This window comes from Colwellia sp. Bg11-28 (assembly GCF_002836245.1).
In the GTDB taxonomy this organism is placed as follows: Bacteria; Pseudomonadota; Gammaproteobacteria; order Enterobacterales; family Alteromonadaceae; genus Colwellia; species Colwellia psychrerythraea_A.
Window position 1 is genome coordinate 1,627,047 of sequence record NZ_PJBA01000006.1, and the last position, 15,575, is coordinate 1,642,621.

14 protein-coding genes are annotated in these 15,575 nt (G+C 38.0%); 2 read left to right on the forward strand and 12 right to left on the reverse strand.

From position 1 onward, the window contains the following. Position 1: 1 nt before the first annotated feature. Together CXF79_RS14310 and CXF79_RS14315 are read right to left on the reverse strand one after the other, a co-directional pair. Positions 2–2,512, reverse strand: coding sequence for an ABC transporter permease (locus CXF79_RS14310; RefSeq protein ID WP_101155745.1), 2,511 nt, complete (start codon positions 2,510–2,512; stop codon positions 2–4). Then, the gene (locus CXF79_RS14315; protein WP_011043123.1) at positions 2,502–3,215 is read right to left on the reverse strand and encodes an ABC transporter ATP-binding protein; all 714 of its coding nucleotides are present in this window, start codon (positions 3,213–3,215) and stop codon (positions 2,502–2,504) included. Before CXF79_RS14315 ends, CXF79_RS14310 begins: the two co-directional genes overlap by 11 nt. Between CXF79_RS14315 and CXF79_RS14320 the strand changes: the two genes are divergently transcribed. Both CXF79_RS14320 and CXF79_RS14325 read left to right on the forward strand, forming a co-directional pair. Continuing rightward, positions 3,214–3,834 (forward strand): arylesterase, encoded by a 621-nt coding sequence (locus tag CXF79_RS14320; RefSeq protein WP_101155747.1) that lies wholly within the window; start codon positions 3,214–3,216, stop codon positions 3,832–3,834. The genes CXF79_RS14315 and CXF79_RS14320 overlap by 2 nt on opposite strands. A gap of 524 nt (positions 3,835–4,358) precedes the next feature. Beyond that, positions 4,359–5,933 (forward strand): cation:proton antiporter family protein, encoded by a 1,575-nt coding sequence (locus tag CXF79_RS14325; protein WP_101155749.1) that lies wholly within the window; start codon positions 4,359–4,361, stop codon positions 5,931–5,933. 439 nt (positions 5,934–6,372) lie between these two features. Here the strand turns inward: CXF79_RS14325 and CXF79_RS14330 are convergent, their stop codons facing one another. The 10 genes from CXF79_RS14330 to fabD form a co-directional block, all read right to left on the reverse strand. After that, the gene (locus tag CXF79_RS14330; RefSeq protein ID WP_101155751.1) at positions 6,373–7,140 is read right to left on the reverse strand and encodes a TatD family hydrolase; all 768 of its coding nucleotides are present in this window, start codon (positions 7,138–7,140) and stop codon (positions 6,373–6,375) included. A gap of 78 nt (positions 7,141–7,218) precedes the next feature. Beyond that, positions 7,219–7,545, reverse strand: coding sequence for a PilZ domain-containing protein (locus tag CXF79_RS14335; RefSeq protein ID WP_011043118.1), 327 nt, complete (start codon positions 7,543–7,545; stop codon positions 7,219–7,221). A gap of 15 nt (positions 7,546–7,560) precedes the next feature. Next, complete coding sequence (locus CXF79_RS14340) at positions 7,561–8,556, reverse strand: DNA polymerase III subunit delta' (RefSeq protein ID WP_101155753.1); 996 nt, start codon at positions 8,554–8,556, stop codon at positions 7,561–7,563. A gap of 9 nt (positions 8,557–8,565) precedes the next feature. Then, positions 8,566–9,204, reverse strand: a complete 639-nt coding sequence (gene tmk, locus CXF79_RS14345) for a dTMP kinase (protein WP_011043116.1) — start codon at positions 9,202–9,204, stop codon at positions 8,566–8,568. 76 nt (positions 9,205–9,280) lie between these two features. After that, positions 9,281–10,294: an endolytic transglycosylase MltG gene (mltG, locus tag CXF79_RS14350; protein WP_101155755.1), complete on the reverse strand. Its 1,014-nt coding sequence runs from the start codon at positions 10,292–10,294 to the stop codon at positions 9,281–9,283. A gap of 45 nt (positions 10,295–10,339) precedes the next feature. Beyond that, complete coding sequence (gene pabC / locus CXF79_RS14355) at positions 10,340–11,146, reverse strand: aminodeoxychorismate lyase (protein ID WP_101155757.1); 807 nt, start codon at positions 11,144–11,146, stop codon at positions 10,340–10,342. 140 nt (positions 11,147–11,286) lie between these two features. Beyond that, a complete protein-coding gene (gene fabF / locus CXF79_RS14360) occupies positions 11,287–12,525 on the reverse strand; it encodes a beta-ketoacyl-ACP synthase II (RefSeq protein WP_011043113.1) in 1,239 nt (412 codons plus the stop codon). Between the two features lie 423 nt (positions 12,526–12,948). Further along, positions 12,949–13,182, reverse strand: a complete 234-nt coding sequence (gene acpP, locus CXF79_RS14365; protein WP_011043112.1) for an acyl carrier protein — start codon at positions 13,180–13,182, stop codon at positions 12,949–12,951. Between the two features lie 160 nt (positions 13,183–13,342). Continuing rightward, complete coding sequence (gene fabG, locus CXF79_RS14370; RefSeq protein ID WP_101155759.1) at positions 13,343–14,089, reverse strand: 3-oxoacyl-ACP reductase FabG; 747 nt, start codon at positions 14,087–14,089, stop codon at positions 13,343–13,345. Positions 14,090–14,465: 376 nt separating this feature from the next. Continuing rightward, a complete protein-coding gene (fabD, locus tag CXF79_RS14380) occupies positions 14,466–15,410 on the reverse strand; it encodes an ACP S-malonyltransferase (RefSeq protein WP_011043110.1) in 945 nt (314 codons plus the stop codon). Positions 15,411–15,575 lie beyond the last annotated feature (165 nt).

The window sequence follows — 15,575 nt, forward strand, 5'->3', positions numbered from 1 at the left end:
GTTAAGCAATCTTTCTTAATAGGCCTTGGGTATTTTGTCTCATAGTTCTTGCCACCATAAAATAACCAATAGCAGAAACAAAAATAGCGCCACTTAACGGTCCTAATAACCAAATATATGGATGCATTCGGCCTTCAACATTAAAGAGTTGTTGTTGAATGACCAGTAAAGCCACATCACTTACTATTGCCGCAACTAGGCCAGCGATAGCTCCCAATAGCATGAATTCATAAAGCGTTGCAAGTTTGATCAGTCGGCCTTTAGCTCCTAGGGTTCGTAATATCACCACTTCTTGCATACGTTCTGCCAAACTTGCTTGCACCTGTGAAACAAGCACTAAAGCACCACTTATCAATACAATTGATAAAACAAAGCCTATCGCTAAGGAGACTTGCGCAATAATCGATTGGGCTTGCTCTATTTGAGACTTGATATCAATCATACTTATCGTTGGGTAACGTTGTAATAAATGGCTAATATCCTTGGTATGTTTATCTTCCAATTTCGCAGCACTAAAGTAGGTTACTGGTATCTTACCAGCCATATTCGGGCTTAAAATCATAACAAAATTAGGTTTTAGTGATCCCCAGTCAACACTTCTAAAACTAGTAACCTTGGCCTCTATTGGTTGTTCATTAACTAATAGAGTGATGGTATCGCCCAGCTTTAGCCCGAGCGTTTCTTGCCAACCATCAAAAACGGACACTTCAATCTCATCACCAGTATCTTCATTCGTGAACCATTTTCCTTCCGTTATTTCATTACCTTCTGGTAAAGACTCTAACCAAGTTAAGTTAGGCTCTCTGTTGACCCCTTCTCTCGCGTCTTCATCTTTTTCTTCGCCTTCTTGCTTTGAGACGCTTCGAGCAAACTCTTCACCATTAACCGCATCAACTCGTCCGCTAAAAACAGGATAAAACGCTTCATGGGCAATATTGTTTTCGGTAAAAAACTGCGTAATTGGATCGACTTCTTGCTCACTAATATTAATGATAAACATATTAGGTGCATTAGGTGGAACTTGCATTTGCCAGTCTGTAATGATGTCATTTTTTAAAACAACCAAAAATAGCATTAACTTAATTGCTAACGCGAAGCTGATCAGTTGAATCGCATTAGCATTGGCTCTTTTTTGTAATGTCGCTATCGCTAATGACCAACTAGAGCCAGGTCTAAGCCCTAAATTGCGCCCAGCAGCAAATAATAATCGAGATATACCAAATAAAACAGCAATCACTAATAAAGTAGAGGCAAATAAAATTAAGGTGGTAACGATCTCACCACTAAATAACCACATTAAAACAAAAATAGTCATAAACGAGAGGAAAAGATGAAGTCGACTCAGTGCGAGGGTATCACCTAAGTTGCGACGTAAGACACGCAGTGGAGGAATATCAAATAAATCGAGTAAGGGTTTAAGGGAAAACATTAACGCGCAAATTAGCCCAATAAAACCAGATAATAACCAAGGACGCATGCCTGCTTGTGGTAGCTCAGTGCCCATGAAGTTTGCTAAATAATCAGCACCAATGGTTTGCAGAATAAAGCCTAACAGTAAACCAGCAATAATAGAAAATCCGGTCACTAAACTAAGGTGCAAAAGAAATATATTACGAATAACTTTACGACTACCCCCGAGCGTTTTCATCATAGCAACGGGATCATATTGTCGTTCACAATAACGTTTCGCTGAAACTGCCATCGCAACGGCAGCTAACATAATGCCAAATAAACCTGCGAGTAATAGAAATCGCTCTGCTCGGTCTAAATTGTTTCCCAAAGGGGATTGTCTATCTTTAATCCCTTCCCAGTTTTGATTACTTTTAAGTTGTGGCTTAAGCCAAGCATAGTAATTACTCAGCTGTTGTTCATTTCCAGCAAAAAGTAGGCGATGAAATACCCTGCTGCCCGCTTGAACAGCTTTGGTGACAGGAATATCTTCATAGCTTAATAGTACGCGTTTATTACCAGATAAAGAGAAAAATGGCGCATCAGGCTCTTTCACTAACACTTTACTGACGTTAAAAATCCCCGCACCTAATTCAACATTATCGCCGACCTTTACATTAAGCGTATAAAATAAACCTTCGCTAAGCCAAATTGACCCCGCCTTAGGACCAGTAGCAACTTCATATGCTTGGCTGGTTAAGTTGTCCTTAATAGTAAGCTTACCTTTGAGAGGGTAAGCATTAGAACCCGCTTTTACTGAGCCTAATACCAATTCATCATTAGCAAACAGCATGGAGTCAAAATAGAGTACCTTTGCCGTTTTTAGCCCAAGTTCGTTTGCTTTTGTTAGTAGTTGTGGATCAAAAGCGTGATTGCTAGACAAACGGCGATCGGCGGCAATAAAGTCACTACTTTTTTGTGCGATATTTAAACCAATTCGTTCTGTAATTGCAGACAAACTAAAAACGGTAAGTACTGCCAACGCTATTGCTGCAAAGATGATAGTTAATTCACCACGCCTGAACTCTCGTGAGAATAACTTAAAAGCCAATTTAACCCACATTGACAGCTGCTCCTTCACTAATTTTTTCCAATTGACCACCTTCAATATGTATAATGCGCTGGCATTGCTTCGCTAACTGTTCGTCGTGAGTCACTAGTACTAACGTAGTTCCATTTTGTTTATTTAAATCAAATAATAATGTTTCAATCAGATGTCCATTTTTACTATCGAGATTCGCTGAAGGCTCATCAGCGAAAAGTATCTTAGGTGAGCCAATGAATGCTCTCGCAATTGCAACTCTCTGCTGCTCACCTCCTGATAGTTGAGATGGGTAATGCTCAAGTCTATGTGACAGTCCTACTTTATCCAATAACTCAATTGCTTGGGCTTTAGCATCATGATCGCCTGCGAGCTCTGCTGGCAACATTACATTTTCAAGTGCGGTTAAACTTTGCACTAACATAAATGATTGAAAAACAAAGCCAATTTTTTCTGCTCTTACCTGAGCACGCGCTTCTTCATCAAGTGTGCTTAAGGCTTCGCCATCGAGGTGCACATCACCTTGACTCGCAACATCTAATCCAGCTAATAAACTTAATAACGTAGATTTACCTGAACCTGAAGCACCAACAATAGCTACTGATTCTCCCGACTTGACAGAAAAGTTTATATCGCTAAGGATAGTAAGGCTTCCTTCAAGTGTACTAACACGCTTAGTAAGCCCTGACACTTGAATAACATTTAACTGAGAAAGTACTGACATGACTCGTTTTATCCTAAAATCTATTATTATTTTAATTTTGACAAACCTATCATTTACCAGCATGGCAAATGATAAAATTTTACTTATTGGTGACAGCTTAAGCGCTGGCTATGGACTTGAGCAAGCACAAGCATGGGTTCATTTGTTACAAAATAAATATAGAGAAGATAATAAACCTGTCACCATCATAAATACAGCGATCAGTGGTCAAACTACGGATAATGCCTTATTGAAAATTGATGCTTGGCTTGACACTCACCAGCCTAGCCATGTGCTAATTGAATTGGGTGGTAATGATGGTATCAGAGGTTTTCCAGTGAAGTTACTGCAAAAACATTTAACTGAGCTGGTGACCAAGAGTCAACAATATGGCGCGAAAGTCGCTTTAATGGAAATTCAAATCCCCCCTAACTTGGGGCCGAGATACCGTAAAATGTTTACTGATAGCTATACCAAAGTGACCAATCAAACGGGCGCCCATCTTATGGCTTACTTTATGACAGATGTTGCCATAGATTCTTCGCTAATGCTCAATGATAACTTACACCCCAATGCAAAAGCACAACCTATCATCCGTGATTTTATGTATAGCGAAATTGATAAATGGTTACAAGACTAATATATACCCGTAACCATACAAAGTGCATGATTTCAGTGGGAGTTAAAAGTGCTTTAGGCAAGGCATTTAATTTAAAACAATGGTTACTCCCTTGTTCAAATGAATAACGCCGTATAAATCACTTTTTGCCCCATTGAAGAAGCGCTTGAGCAACATCACTACATCGTTGCACCTTTTGTAAGGACGCTACATGGATGTAGCATATTAGAGAATGCAGGAGCATATTCTCCTGAATAACTATTACTACAAAGGCGCGCCTTGTATTGAAATTGCTCATGCACTCTGAAACATGCATCTTGATTGGCAACGGGTATCGACCAAATCACCATGAATAGTTAAATCAAGCTAGTCTAACAGGTTGTTTTTAAGGTAAACTTAACTGTAATACGGTAAGTACTTTCTAAGGTATTTATCGAGTAAAATAGCACCTGCTGATTTATAGTTATCAAAATATATACCTGCATAATTTCAATAATACCCAAAACATTTCTGTTTAGTAAATCAACGCAAACTAGAGTAATACTATGGACTTTATCTGGATACTTTTCGCTTTCATCTGCGGCTTGGCAGCAAAAACAATCTCTTTGCCCCCCTCTATCGGTTTCCTTGCCGCGGGGTTTATCCTAAACATTGCAGGTTATCAAGCCGATGAAAGCTTAAGCGTATTAAGTGACTTAGGTATTACCATCATGTTGTTTACCATAGGTTTGAAGCTTAACGTAAAAAACCTATTCAAAACGGAAGTTTGGTTAGGTTGCTCTTTACATACCTTACTTTGGATTGTTGTCACCATAACTTTTGTTAAATTACTCGCGTTAATGTCGGTGAATTACTTCAGTGATTTAGACTTAATGACCGCTGCATTGATCGCTTTTGCTTTGAGTTTTAGTAGTACTGTTTGTGTAATAAAACTATTAGAAGAAAATGGAGAGATGCGTACTCGCCATGGTAAGTTAGCCATCAGTATTCTGGTCATTCAAGATATCATTGCTGTTGCTTTTTTAGTTTTTGCCACAGGTAAGATACCCTCGGTTTGGGCCTTTTCGTTACTTGGTTTATTTTTAATTAAACCCTTAATTAATAGAGTTATTAATCATGTTGGCCATGGTGAACTAATTACATTAATGGGCTTCTTTCTCGCACTAGGTAGTTATGAGTTATTTGAGTTGGTCAATATTAAAGGTGACTTAGGTGCATTGCTTGTTGGTATGTTCTTAGCTTCACATCTTAAAGCGACTGAAATTAATAAAGCATTAATGAACTTTAAAGATATATTTTTAATTGGCTTCTTTCTTTCTATTGGTTTTACGGCGATACCGACATTAGAGATGTTAGGTTTAGCGACACTATTAATATTATTGGTTCCTATTAAGTTTTTGATGTTCTACGGTATTTTTACCCTATTAAAAATACGTTGTCGTACTGCATTCTTAAGCGCACTAACCTTGAGTAATTTCAGTGAGTTTGGGCTAATTGTTGGCGCGTTAAGCGTATCTTCTGGATGGCTAAGTAATGATTGGCTGGTGATCCTTGCATTAAGCATGGCTATATCCTTTATTTTAACCAATATAATTTATCGGTTCGCCCATACGATTTTTACCGAACACAGAGGATTTTTATCGCGTTTTGAACGACAAACCAAACTTGAAGAAGATAATTTTTCTCAACCGTGCCAGCGCCCTATTGTTATCATCGGTATGGGTCGTGTTGGAATGGGGGCTTATCAAGCAATTAATAGTCACGGTACTAGTCCTGCATGGGGCTTAGATGCTGATAAGGAAAAAATAACGTGGTTAAATAGTAAAGGAATGCAAGCCTATTACGGTGATGCTGAAGATATCTATTTTTGGGAAAGTATCGATCTATCACAACTCGAACTTGTGTTACTCGCGTTACCTTCAGTACAAGATATTATTAATATTACTAAACAGCTAACGGCAGCAAATTATAAAGGAAAAATTGCCGCGGTAGCCCGCTACGATGATGAACGCAAACAACTAGAAGCATTCGGCATTGATAAAGTCTTTAACTTTTATACTGAGGCTGGGGTAGGTTTTGCTGAGGAAAGCCTCGCTTTATTGCCTAAAAACATGCGATAAATAGGGAAATATCATAGCAATTTACCTTATTAAACCAGTTAGGTCAGAAACAGTGCAAAGCCAATGCGATATTGGTGGGAAACCAGTATCATCACCATGACAATTACTAGTATAAAAGAAATAAAAGTCACACTACAAGCAAGCTAAGGCATTGTCTTAAAAGGTAAATATAAATAAACAAAAAAAGATTAGCAATTTAAAAAACTTACACTAAACTTAATTACACAAGCTTGGCATGACGTAAGGTTTTTGTTGCTAAGATGTTAGTTAATTGTGTTACAAACCTAGTTTATTTTTGTTTTTATCTTAATGACCAGATAATGGTTCATTAGCGCACGGCTCAAACCCCTGAGCCAATCTTTGAGCCCAAACGATTGTTTGGGCTTTTTTTTATTCAATTTATTAATATTTATTTAGATTTAATCAAAACAAGAGTCATTTATAACTTAAAAAGACGGTTGAAGTTATCCGTTGAGAGTTTAGCTATTTCTTCAACAGATTGACCTCGAATACTTGCCAGATGTTTGGCAACTTCTACAACATATGCGGGTTGATTTTCTTTACCACGATGAGGAACAGGTGCAAGGTACGGTGCATCAGTTTCAATTAAAAATTTATCATCGGGTACTAAAGCAGCGACTTCTCTTAATGCTGTGGCATTTTTAAAGGTAACAATACCTGAAAAAGAGATGTAAAAACCCATTTTAATTGCTTGCTCAGCCATCTCCCAGCTTTCGGTAAAACAATGAAGTATACCACCTACCTGATCAGCCCCTTCACTTCGAAGTAACGCTAAAGTATCTTCCTGTGCCTCGCGGGTATGAATAATCAGTGGTTTGTTTAATTCTTTGGCCACATGAATATGTTTTTTAAATGAGTCAATTTGTAGCGCTTTTGTTTCAGGTGCGTAGTGATAATCTAACCCCGTTTCACCAATCGCTATAACACGGTCATCTTGGCTTAATGCTAATAGCTGCTCAGGTATAATTTCATCTTTTTGATTTAAAGGATGAGCACCACAAGTAAGATATACATTGTCATAATGAGCTGTTTTGGCTGCCATTTCAGGAAAGTCAGCTAATGTAACGCTAACGCATAGTAGTTTAGTTACCTTAGCTGCTGTCGCCGCCTCAATAACATTATCCAGTTTATTATCATGTAGCGATAAGTTAAGTCGATCTAAATGACAATGAGAATCTATAAACAACGAGGAGCTCCTGTGCTTTTAAAAAAATGTTTTAATAATGAACGTTTGTTACTTATTAAGTAGGGACAAGAAGCCAAACTACATAGTTAGTGTTGGCTCTGAAGAATTTAAATGTCGAGCAATTATTTGCTCAATTTGATGACGAACTTTTTCCGGATCTTTAACAAAAGTGATACCAACACCAGGAGGTGTACCATTTTGCGCACCAACGGGAGTCAGCCAACAAACTTCACCTTGAACGATGGACTCTTCTAGTGCATCTGGCAATAATATATGTAATTCAACTTCATCGCCTAAGTCGTACTGACGCGGTGTACGTACAAAAATACCACCCTCATTAAGAAAGGGCATAAAGCCAAGATATAAATCACGGTCGGAATAAAACTCTACGTTTAATGGAACCAAGTTGCTCTCCTATATCTATGGTCTAACGATATCATTTATCGTCATAAGTAACTGTTCACCGACGAATTGTCGATTAGCTTGAAGATAAGATTTTATCAGTTTATTACTAGTGATGATAGCTTGATATATTTGATTAAGCACTTGCACTGAAATTTTCTGTTTAATAAGCAATAAGGTCTGATCCGTTGCATTAACAAGGTAATATTCTCTCATTAGATTGCAGGTTATTTTTTCTAACCAACGTAAACTGTGCTTATTATCAACAATCTGACTCAATAACTTTTCTTCACTTTGACCATGTAGTAAATAATCTAATAAATATTGATTAAAAACCTGAAATTCTTGATGAACAATTTTATCGGTTAATTCAGGTAAATGAGATAAATTAATATAAGCAGTGTCATTAGCTTTATTAGCCAAAGTAGCACTACTTGATAGTTTAGCATCACCAAGGCTCGATACATTGAGCTGTGCCAACAAGGCCTCGCCTATCATAGGTCTAATGACATAAACAGCACACCGACTTATTATTGTCGGTAATAAGCTATCAAGATCGTCTGTAATTAATACAATATAACTATTGGCACTTGGCTCCTCTAATGTTTTTAGTAATGCATTAGCTGCAGCAATAGTCATTACCTGAGCTTGTGGTATCAATATCGTTTTCACCTTGCCTAGGTGGGCAGTCTTTTCTAGAAATGCATTGCCACGACGAATGTCGTCAACCCCTAAAGTTTTATTCTCGCTCTTCAACAATAAGTGGTCTGGATAGTTATCACTTTTCCTAAGCAGGCAGGCCTTACATTGACCACAGGCTTCACTGATGGTTTCAGTTCCTGCAGCATTAGTTGTTGATAACGGATTTTGACATATTAACAACTCAATTAACCACTTTGCCAATGCACCTTGCCCAGCACCTTCTATACCTTGAATGATAATGGCATGTGCTAAGGTATCTTGTTGGTTTTGTCGGCTCAATTGCACTTGCTTTTCGTGGCAAATTTGTAGCATATTCCTTCTCTAACCTTTATCCGTATTAGTAATAAAGCCAATAACAGCTTTTTCTACGTCTTGATGCACTTTTAACATTGCTTGTGCTGCATCAACGGTAATAATGGAGTCATCTTGTTCGGCGAGTTCTCGATACTTATTATGAACACGAATAAAAAATTCCATTTTTTCTAATTCAATGCGATCTAGATCACCCCTTGCTTTCGCACGAGATAAGCCAATATGCGGGTCTATGTCTAAATAAAGGGTAATATCAGGACGAAAGCCTTTTAACGTGATATCACTGATGGTATTCATTATCGTTTCGTCAAACCCTCGACCTCCCCCTTGATAAGCGCGCGAGCTCAAATCATGACGGTCGCCTATCACCCACTTTCCTGCAGCTAGAGCAGGTAATATTTTATTGGCAAGTAATTGACTGCGACTGGCATACATAAGGAGTAACTCTGTTTCCACAGTAAGTTTTTCTTGATGATCTACCGATTTAACCATATCACGTAAGGATTCAGCTAAAGGGGTTCCACCGGGCTCTCTGGTATTAATATACTCAATACCATGTTTATTTAGGGTACTTTCAATGACTGCAATAGCCGAGGACTTACCAGCACCTTCCATGCCTTCAATGACAATAAATTTTCCTGTAGACATACCTGAGCTTTTACCTTTTGACAGTTGTATCGATGAGTGTAATCAATTATATAGTTTATATTATTCAGTCATATGTTTACTTTGATTTATTTTTTCTTTGCTCTTTTAAGTAACGTTTAACGGCAAAATTATGTTCAGCTAGCGTTTTACTAAAAACATGTTTGCCATCACCACCACTAACAAAGTAAAAATAATCACTCGCTACTGGATTTAATGTAGCTTGTAGGGCTGACAAACCCGCCATTGCGATAGGCGTTGGCGGTAAACCATTAATTCTATAAGTATTGTAAGCCGTTTTTTCGCGCAGGTGTGCACGGGTTATATCTCCCGCATAGCGATCACCTAAACCATAAATAACCGTAGGATCGGTTTGTAAACGCATATTTTTTCGTAAGCGATTAACGAAAACCGATGATATTATGGGTTGTTCGGCAATATAACTTGTTTCCTTTTCTATGATCGAGGCCATAATCAATGCTTGATAAGGTGTTTTGTAAGGTAAGTTTTCCGCTCGGCTCTGCCATAACGCACTCAATTGCGTCTGCATATTGACGTTAGCACGTTGAAGCAGTGTTATATCTTTCGTATCAGCTGTGAATGCATAAGTATCAGGAAATAACCACCCTTCTGGATTTATTGAGTCAATGCCGAGTTTTACCGCTATTTCACTAATCGATTTATCATCAATTGTTTGTTTAATATAAGGATGCCCTGCAAGTATAACTAATGCATCTTTAAAAAGTGTCCCTTCGATAAAAGTGACAGAGAATTGGTGCTCTTTTCCACCAACGAGCTGGACTAATAATTGCGCTAAGGTTGTACCTTCGGTTATTAAGTAGGTACCCGCTTTAATATTTGCTTTTTGTGGAAATAGACGACCATAATTTCTCAACCAAAAACGGGTTGGTATCCATTGTTTTTGTGCTAATTTTTTGGCAAATGAGCTAACAGAACTGCCAGGCATTACTTTTAAATAAGTATTTTTTTCTATTGTTAAAGGGGTATGTAACGCCTGATCAAATTGATAGCTTAAGGTGGCTACTGCACCAAGTAATGCCAACAAAGTAATAATAATAAGTTTTTTGAGCACGCTTTGTCCTTAGTTAATTTGACAAGAAAACGACAAAAAAATCGTTTAAATAAATCCTTTCATTCGTCTTTGAAGCTTCAATACAACATCAACGTCAAGTAGGCGATTATTGTACGTTTTTACCGGCATTATGCCCATCAAAGAATTAGAGATAAACATAGCTTGTGCGTATTTAAGTTCTTCGAATGAGGTTTTACATACTTTTATTTCTGTGTTTTTGGCTATAAGCACCTGTCTCATAATACCATCAACTCCTGAGGTTGATATTTCAGGGGTGCATAACTGTTCATTCAACCAATAGAATAGATTTGAGCTGGTCGCCTCAATAACATCGCCTTGGCAATTAGTCACAATAAGATCATCCTCGCTGCGCTCATCAACTTCAGTTCTTAATAATACCTGCTCAAGTCTATTGAGATGTTTAATCCCCCCAAGCATTGAGCTAGTCGCAATCTGATATTTACTATCTCCTACATTGATTCCTTGTTGAGCGAGCGTTTCATAATGACTTGGAAAATCAGATATCATGATGATTATGTTTGCAGCATTATCACCTAGCCCTACTCTAGAGTAACCTCTGCCACCACTGCCTGCAGTTATCATTACTTTAAGTACCGCTAGCGAATATCCTTTGACGACCGATGCCAATTGTTCTCTTAAACTTATGTTTGAAGGTAGCTGCAGTTTTAATTGCTGACAGCCATGAGTTAATCGCTCGATATGCTTTTCTAATAATACCACTGTGCCATTAACGATTTTAGCTGTGGTAAATAGCCCATCACCGTAAGCAAGTCCCCTATCAGTTACCGCTATATCTGTTTGTTGTTGACCATTTATAGAGCAATATTTCATTGAGTGTCGCTACATTAATTATTGACATAAAAAAGCCTGAAGACTTCCTCCGCATAGAGGTTAGTATTCAGGCTTACTCATTACTTTTCAAGTGGTTTACATTAATTGTGAATAACTAATCAAAAGTAAACTAGAACAAACTAAATCTTCTTAAAGATTAATGAGCCGTTAGTACCACCAAAACCAAACGAATTACAAAGTACATATTCAAGTTCAACATCACGTGCTGCACCAGCAATATAATCTAGATCACAACCTTCATCAGGGTTATCTAAATTTATCGTCGGTGGAACTTGCTTATTCACTAGTGCTTGGATACTGAAAATAGCTTCAATAGCTCCTGCAGCGCCTAACAAATGTCCCGTCATAGACTTGGTAGAACCCATCATTACATTCTTTGCACCAGCACCAAATACAGTCTTAACCGCATTAGTTTCAGCCATATCACCGGCTTGTGTAGAAGTACCGTGGGCATTGATGTAACCAATTCTACTAATATCTACTTTCGCATCATTAATAGCATTTTGCATAGCACGCGCTGCGCCATCACCATTTTCAGGTGGTGAAGTCATATGGTAAGCATCACCGCTCATACCAAAACCAACTAGCTCAGCATAAATTTTTGCGCCACGGGCTTTTGCATGTTCATATTCTTCAACAACGATAACACCAGCACCATCACCAAGAACAAAACCATCACGATCTTTGTCCCAAGGACGAGATGCCGCTTCAGGGTCATCATTTCGACGAGATAAAGCGCGAGCAGCACCAAAGCCGCCCATGCCTAGTGTTGTGGACGCTTTTTCAGCACCTCCGGCAACAACTGCGTCTGCATCACCGTAAGCAATCATACGGGCAGCATGGCCAATATTATGAACGCCACTCGTACACGCTGTAGTTATGGCAATATTAGGACCTTGCAGGCCAAACATTATTGATAAGTGACCCGCAATCATATTGATAATGGTTGAAGGCACAAAAAATGGCGATAACTTACGAGGATTACCTTCGGCTTTGATTAGCTTGTTATGATTTTGTTCAATTAAGCCTAAACCGCCAATGCCTGAGCCAATAGCAACACCAATACGTGGTGCATTTTGCTCAGTAACTTCAAGACCTGAGTCTTTAAAAGCTTGTACGCCCGCTGCAATACCATATTGAATAAAAAGATCCATTTTTTTGGCTTCTTTTCGTTCCATATAATTCTGGGCATCAAAGTCTTTTACTAAGCCAGCAAATTTAGTGGGGTAATCTGTGGTATCAAAATGATCAATATTACCTATACCACTTTTACCAAGTAGCAGGTTTTGCCATGTTTCTTCTGCGGTGTTGGCTAATGGGCTAAGCATGCCAATGCCAGTTACTACTACACGTCTCATAACAGAGCGGCCTCCGAAAAATTAAATGTATTATACCAATCGTACTAATTTATTGATCACTTAGCGAGAATTAAAAGGCTTAGAGGTAAGGCATTGATTGAAGAGAATAGTTATTCCCTTGTCAAAATCAATAACGTCGCATGCAAGCCTTTTAAACTTGTCCCTCGGAAGCTCATTAGCGAATTGATAACATCACAAAACAAATGAAGTATAGACTTACTATAAGTTAACTCATTTTGCTTGTTTTAAGCTCGCTAATACAGCTCTAAGCTGGCCAGTAAATTAATATGATGGTATTAATCAATGATAGTCTTCTATTGAATAATATCGTCATCTTATAGATAAAAAAAAAGCGGTCACTTACAATTAAGTATACCGCTTTTATTATTTTACTAAGCTCGATAATATCGAACTTATTAACAATTACTGGTTAGCAGTAACGTAATCGATTGCTGCTTGAACTGTTGTGATTTTTTCAGCTTCTTCGTCAGGAATTTCAGTATCAAATTCTTCTTCTAACGCCATAACTAATTCAACAGTGTCTAATGAGTCAGCACCTAAGTCATCAACAAATGATGAATCAATTTTTACTTCTGCTTCACTAACACCTAACTGTTCAACTGTGATTTTTTTTACGCGTTCTTCGATATTACTCATTTTATTTCCTTTACTGAAAGTGCATTTTTTCAAATTGCGTGTAGTGTATTCGTCAACAGCTTGCCTTGCAAGCAACTAATTCACTTTTTTAAGCTGGTCTAACCTGTTGAAGTATTGAAAAATATGATTAAAAAACAATGTAAGCCTTAAAAATCAAGGCTTACACCATATACATGCCACCATTAACGTGGATTGTCTCACCCGTAACATAAGCTGCGGCATCTGATGCTAAAAAAGCGACAGTACTAGCAATTTCTTCTGGTTTACCTAAACGATTCGCAGGAACTTGTGAAAATATACCTTCTTTTTGTTCATCTGTTAACGTTTGTGTCATATCTGTATCGATAAAGCCAGGTGAAACAGTATTTACAGTAATACCACGAGAAGCAACTTCACGTGCTAAGGCTTTAGTGAAACCTAATAAACCTGCTTTAGCTGTTGCATAGTTAACTTGGCCAGCATTACCCATGGTACCTACAACAGAGCCAATATTGATGATACGGCCTGTACGTTTCTTCATCATAGGACGAATAGCAGCTTTGCTCACTTTAAAAACAGACGTTAAGTTAGTTTCAATAATGTCTGACCACTCATCATCTTTCATACGCATAAATAAATTATCACGGGTGATACCAGCATTATTTACTAGAATATCAATGGAACCATGTGCTTCTTTAATAGCTACAAACATTTCAGCGATAGATTCATCACTTGTCACGTTTAGCACCAACCCCATACCACTACCGTTATCAGCAGTTAAATACTTAGTTATGTTATTAGCACCATTTTCTGATGTCGCGGTACCAATTACCGTTGCACCCAATGACTGTAATTGTGTAGCTATTGCTTTACCAATACCACGACTTGCGCCAGTAACTAAAGCGACTTTACCTTCTAAAGAAAACATATTCTTACCTGCTCTTTTTATTTTATAACGTTACCTTGTTCAATAAGGTAACGAATCATTTATATTAAATTATTTTATACCCGTTCCACTTGATGTTGCATGATTCAGCTGGCATTAGAAACGCCTTTAGGCAAGGCATTGATTGAAGAGAATAGTTATTCTATTGTCGAAATCAATAACGTAGCATAAAGCGTTTCTAAACCAGCCCCTTGGGGAAGGCTGAGTAAATCATACTCTGCGTTACATTTCTTTTTAAGGGAATGACCCTTAATAAAAAAATGCGCCAGGATTATGAATCGCTCAGACTTCCTGAAACGAGCATCTTCAAGTGGATCGGGTATATCTTACTAAAATATAATCGTTTACTTAACAACGGTTATATTTCACTAGTCACTAAATCTTTTGCTTGCTGCAATGAATCCATTGTATTGAAACTAACACTGCGTAGTGATTTATTTATACGCTTATTCAAGCCTTGTAATACTTTACCTGGACCTACTTCAACCACTTTTTCTATACCGTCATTTGCTAGCAAACTAATAGTTTCGCTCCAACGTACAGGCGAATATAATTGCTTAACTAATGCAGCTTTTATTGCTTCACCTGCGATCTCTTCAGCGACATCCACATTATTTACAACGGCAATTTTCGGCTGGTTAAAAGTGATACACTCCAGCTCTATAGCCAATTTAGCTGCAGCATCACTCATTAAAGCACAATGTGATGGTACGCTCACTGGCAATGGTAAAACACGTTTTGCCCCTGCGGCTTTACAAAGCACTCCAGCACGCTCAACAGCTTCTTTATGACCCGCAATAACAACCTGACCTGGAGAATTAAAATTAACCGCTGAAACAACTTGCGTTTCCATTGCTTCATTACAGGCATTAATAATATCTTCATCAGCTAAGCCAATTACAGCTGCCATGGCGCCAACACCTGCCGGAACACAGGCTTGCATGAATTCACCACGTTTTTCAACTAATACTACCGCGTCACTTAGGGAAAACACACCGGCACACACTAGTGCTGAATATTCACCTAAACTGTGGCCAGCCATAATATCAGGGGTCACAGTCGACTCTGCTTGCCAAACACGCCATAAAGCAACACTAGCCGTTAACAATGCTGGTTGAGTAAAGTTAGTTTGATTTAGTTTTTCTGCTGGACCTTCGTTAACTAATTGCCATAAGTCATAACCTAAGGCTTTAGAGGCTTCTTCAAAGGTTGCTTGTACTATACTGTTTTCTGCAAAGTCACTGAGCATGGCAACAGTTTGTGAGCCCTGTCCTGGAAAAACGAATGCTAATTTATTTTGCATATTGATACTCTATTTAAATTTTTTGTTAATAAATAACCTGAACGCTACTTAATATAGATTTCTTTAGCAGCTACTTTACTGAATTCTTCGTTAAATTCACTTGTAATAGGCGAGCTATTAACACGTGAATTTGCCTTGAATTAAGAAAAAATGTCAAGTTAGCAA

Coding starts and splice junctions, on each gene's coding strand:
- CXF79_RS14310 (WP_101155745.1), bottom strand. CDS start 2,512: ATGTGGGTTAAATTGGCTTTTAAGTTATTCTCACGAGAGTTCAGGCGT.
- CXF79_RS14320 (WP_101155747.1), top strand. CDS start 3,214: ATGACTCGTTTTATCCTAAAATCTATTATTATTTTAATTTTGACAAAC.
- CXF79_RS14315 (WP_011043123.1), bottom strand. CDS start 3,215: ATGTCAGTACTTTCTCAGTTAAATGTTATTCAAGTGTCAGGGCTTACT.
- CXF79_RS14325 (WP_101155749.1), top strand. CDS start 4,359: ATGGACTTTATCTGGATACTTTTCGCTTTCATCTGCGGCTTGGCAGCA.
- CXF79_RS14340 (WP_101155753.1), bottom strand. CDS start 8,556: ATGCTACAAATTTGCCACGAAAAGCAAGTGCAATTGAGCCGACAAAAC.
- tmk (WP_011043116.1), bottom strand. CDS start 9,204: ATGTCTACAGGAAAATTTATTGTCATTGAAGGCATGGAAGGTGCTGGT.
- pabC (WP_101155757.1), bottom strand. CDS start 11,146: ATGAAATATTGCTCTATAAATGGTCAACAACAAACAGATATAGCGGTA.
- fabF (WP_011043113.1), bottom strand. CDS start 12,525: ATGAGACGTGTAGTAGTAACTGGCATTGGCATGCTTAGCCCATTAGCC.
- acpP (WP_011043112.1), bottom strand. CDS start 13,182: ATGAGTAATATCGAAGAACGCGTAAAAAAAATCACAGTTGAACAGTTA.
- fabG (WP_101155759.1), bottom strand. CDS start 14,089: ATGTTTTCTTTAGAAGGTAAAGTCGCTTTAGTTACTGGCGCAAGTCGT.
- fabD (WP_011043110.1), bottom strand. CDS start 15,410: ATGCAAAATAAATTAGCATTCGTTTTTCCAGGACAGGGCTCACAAACT.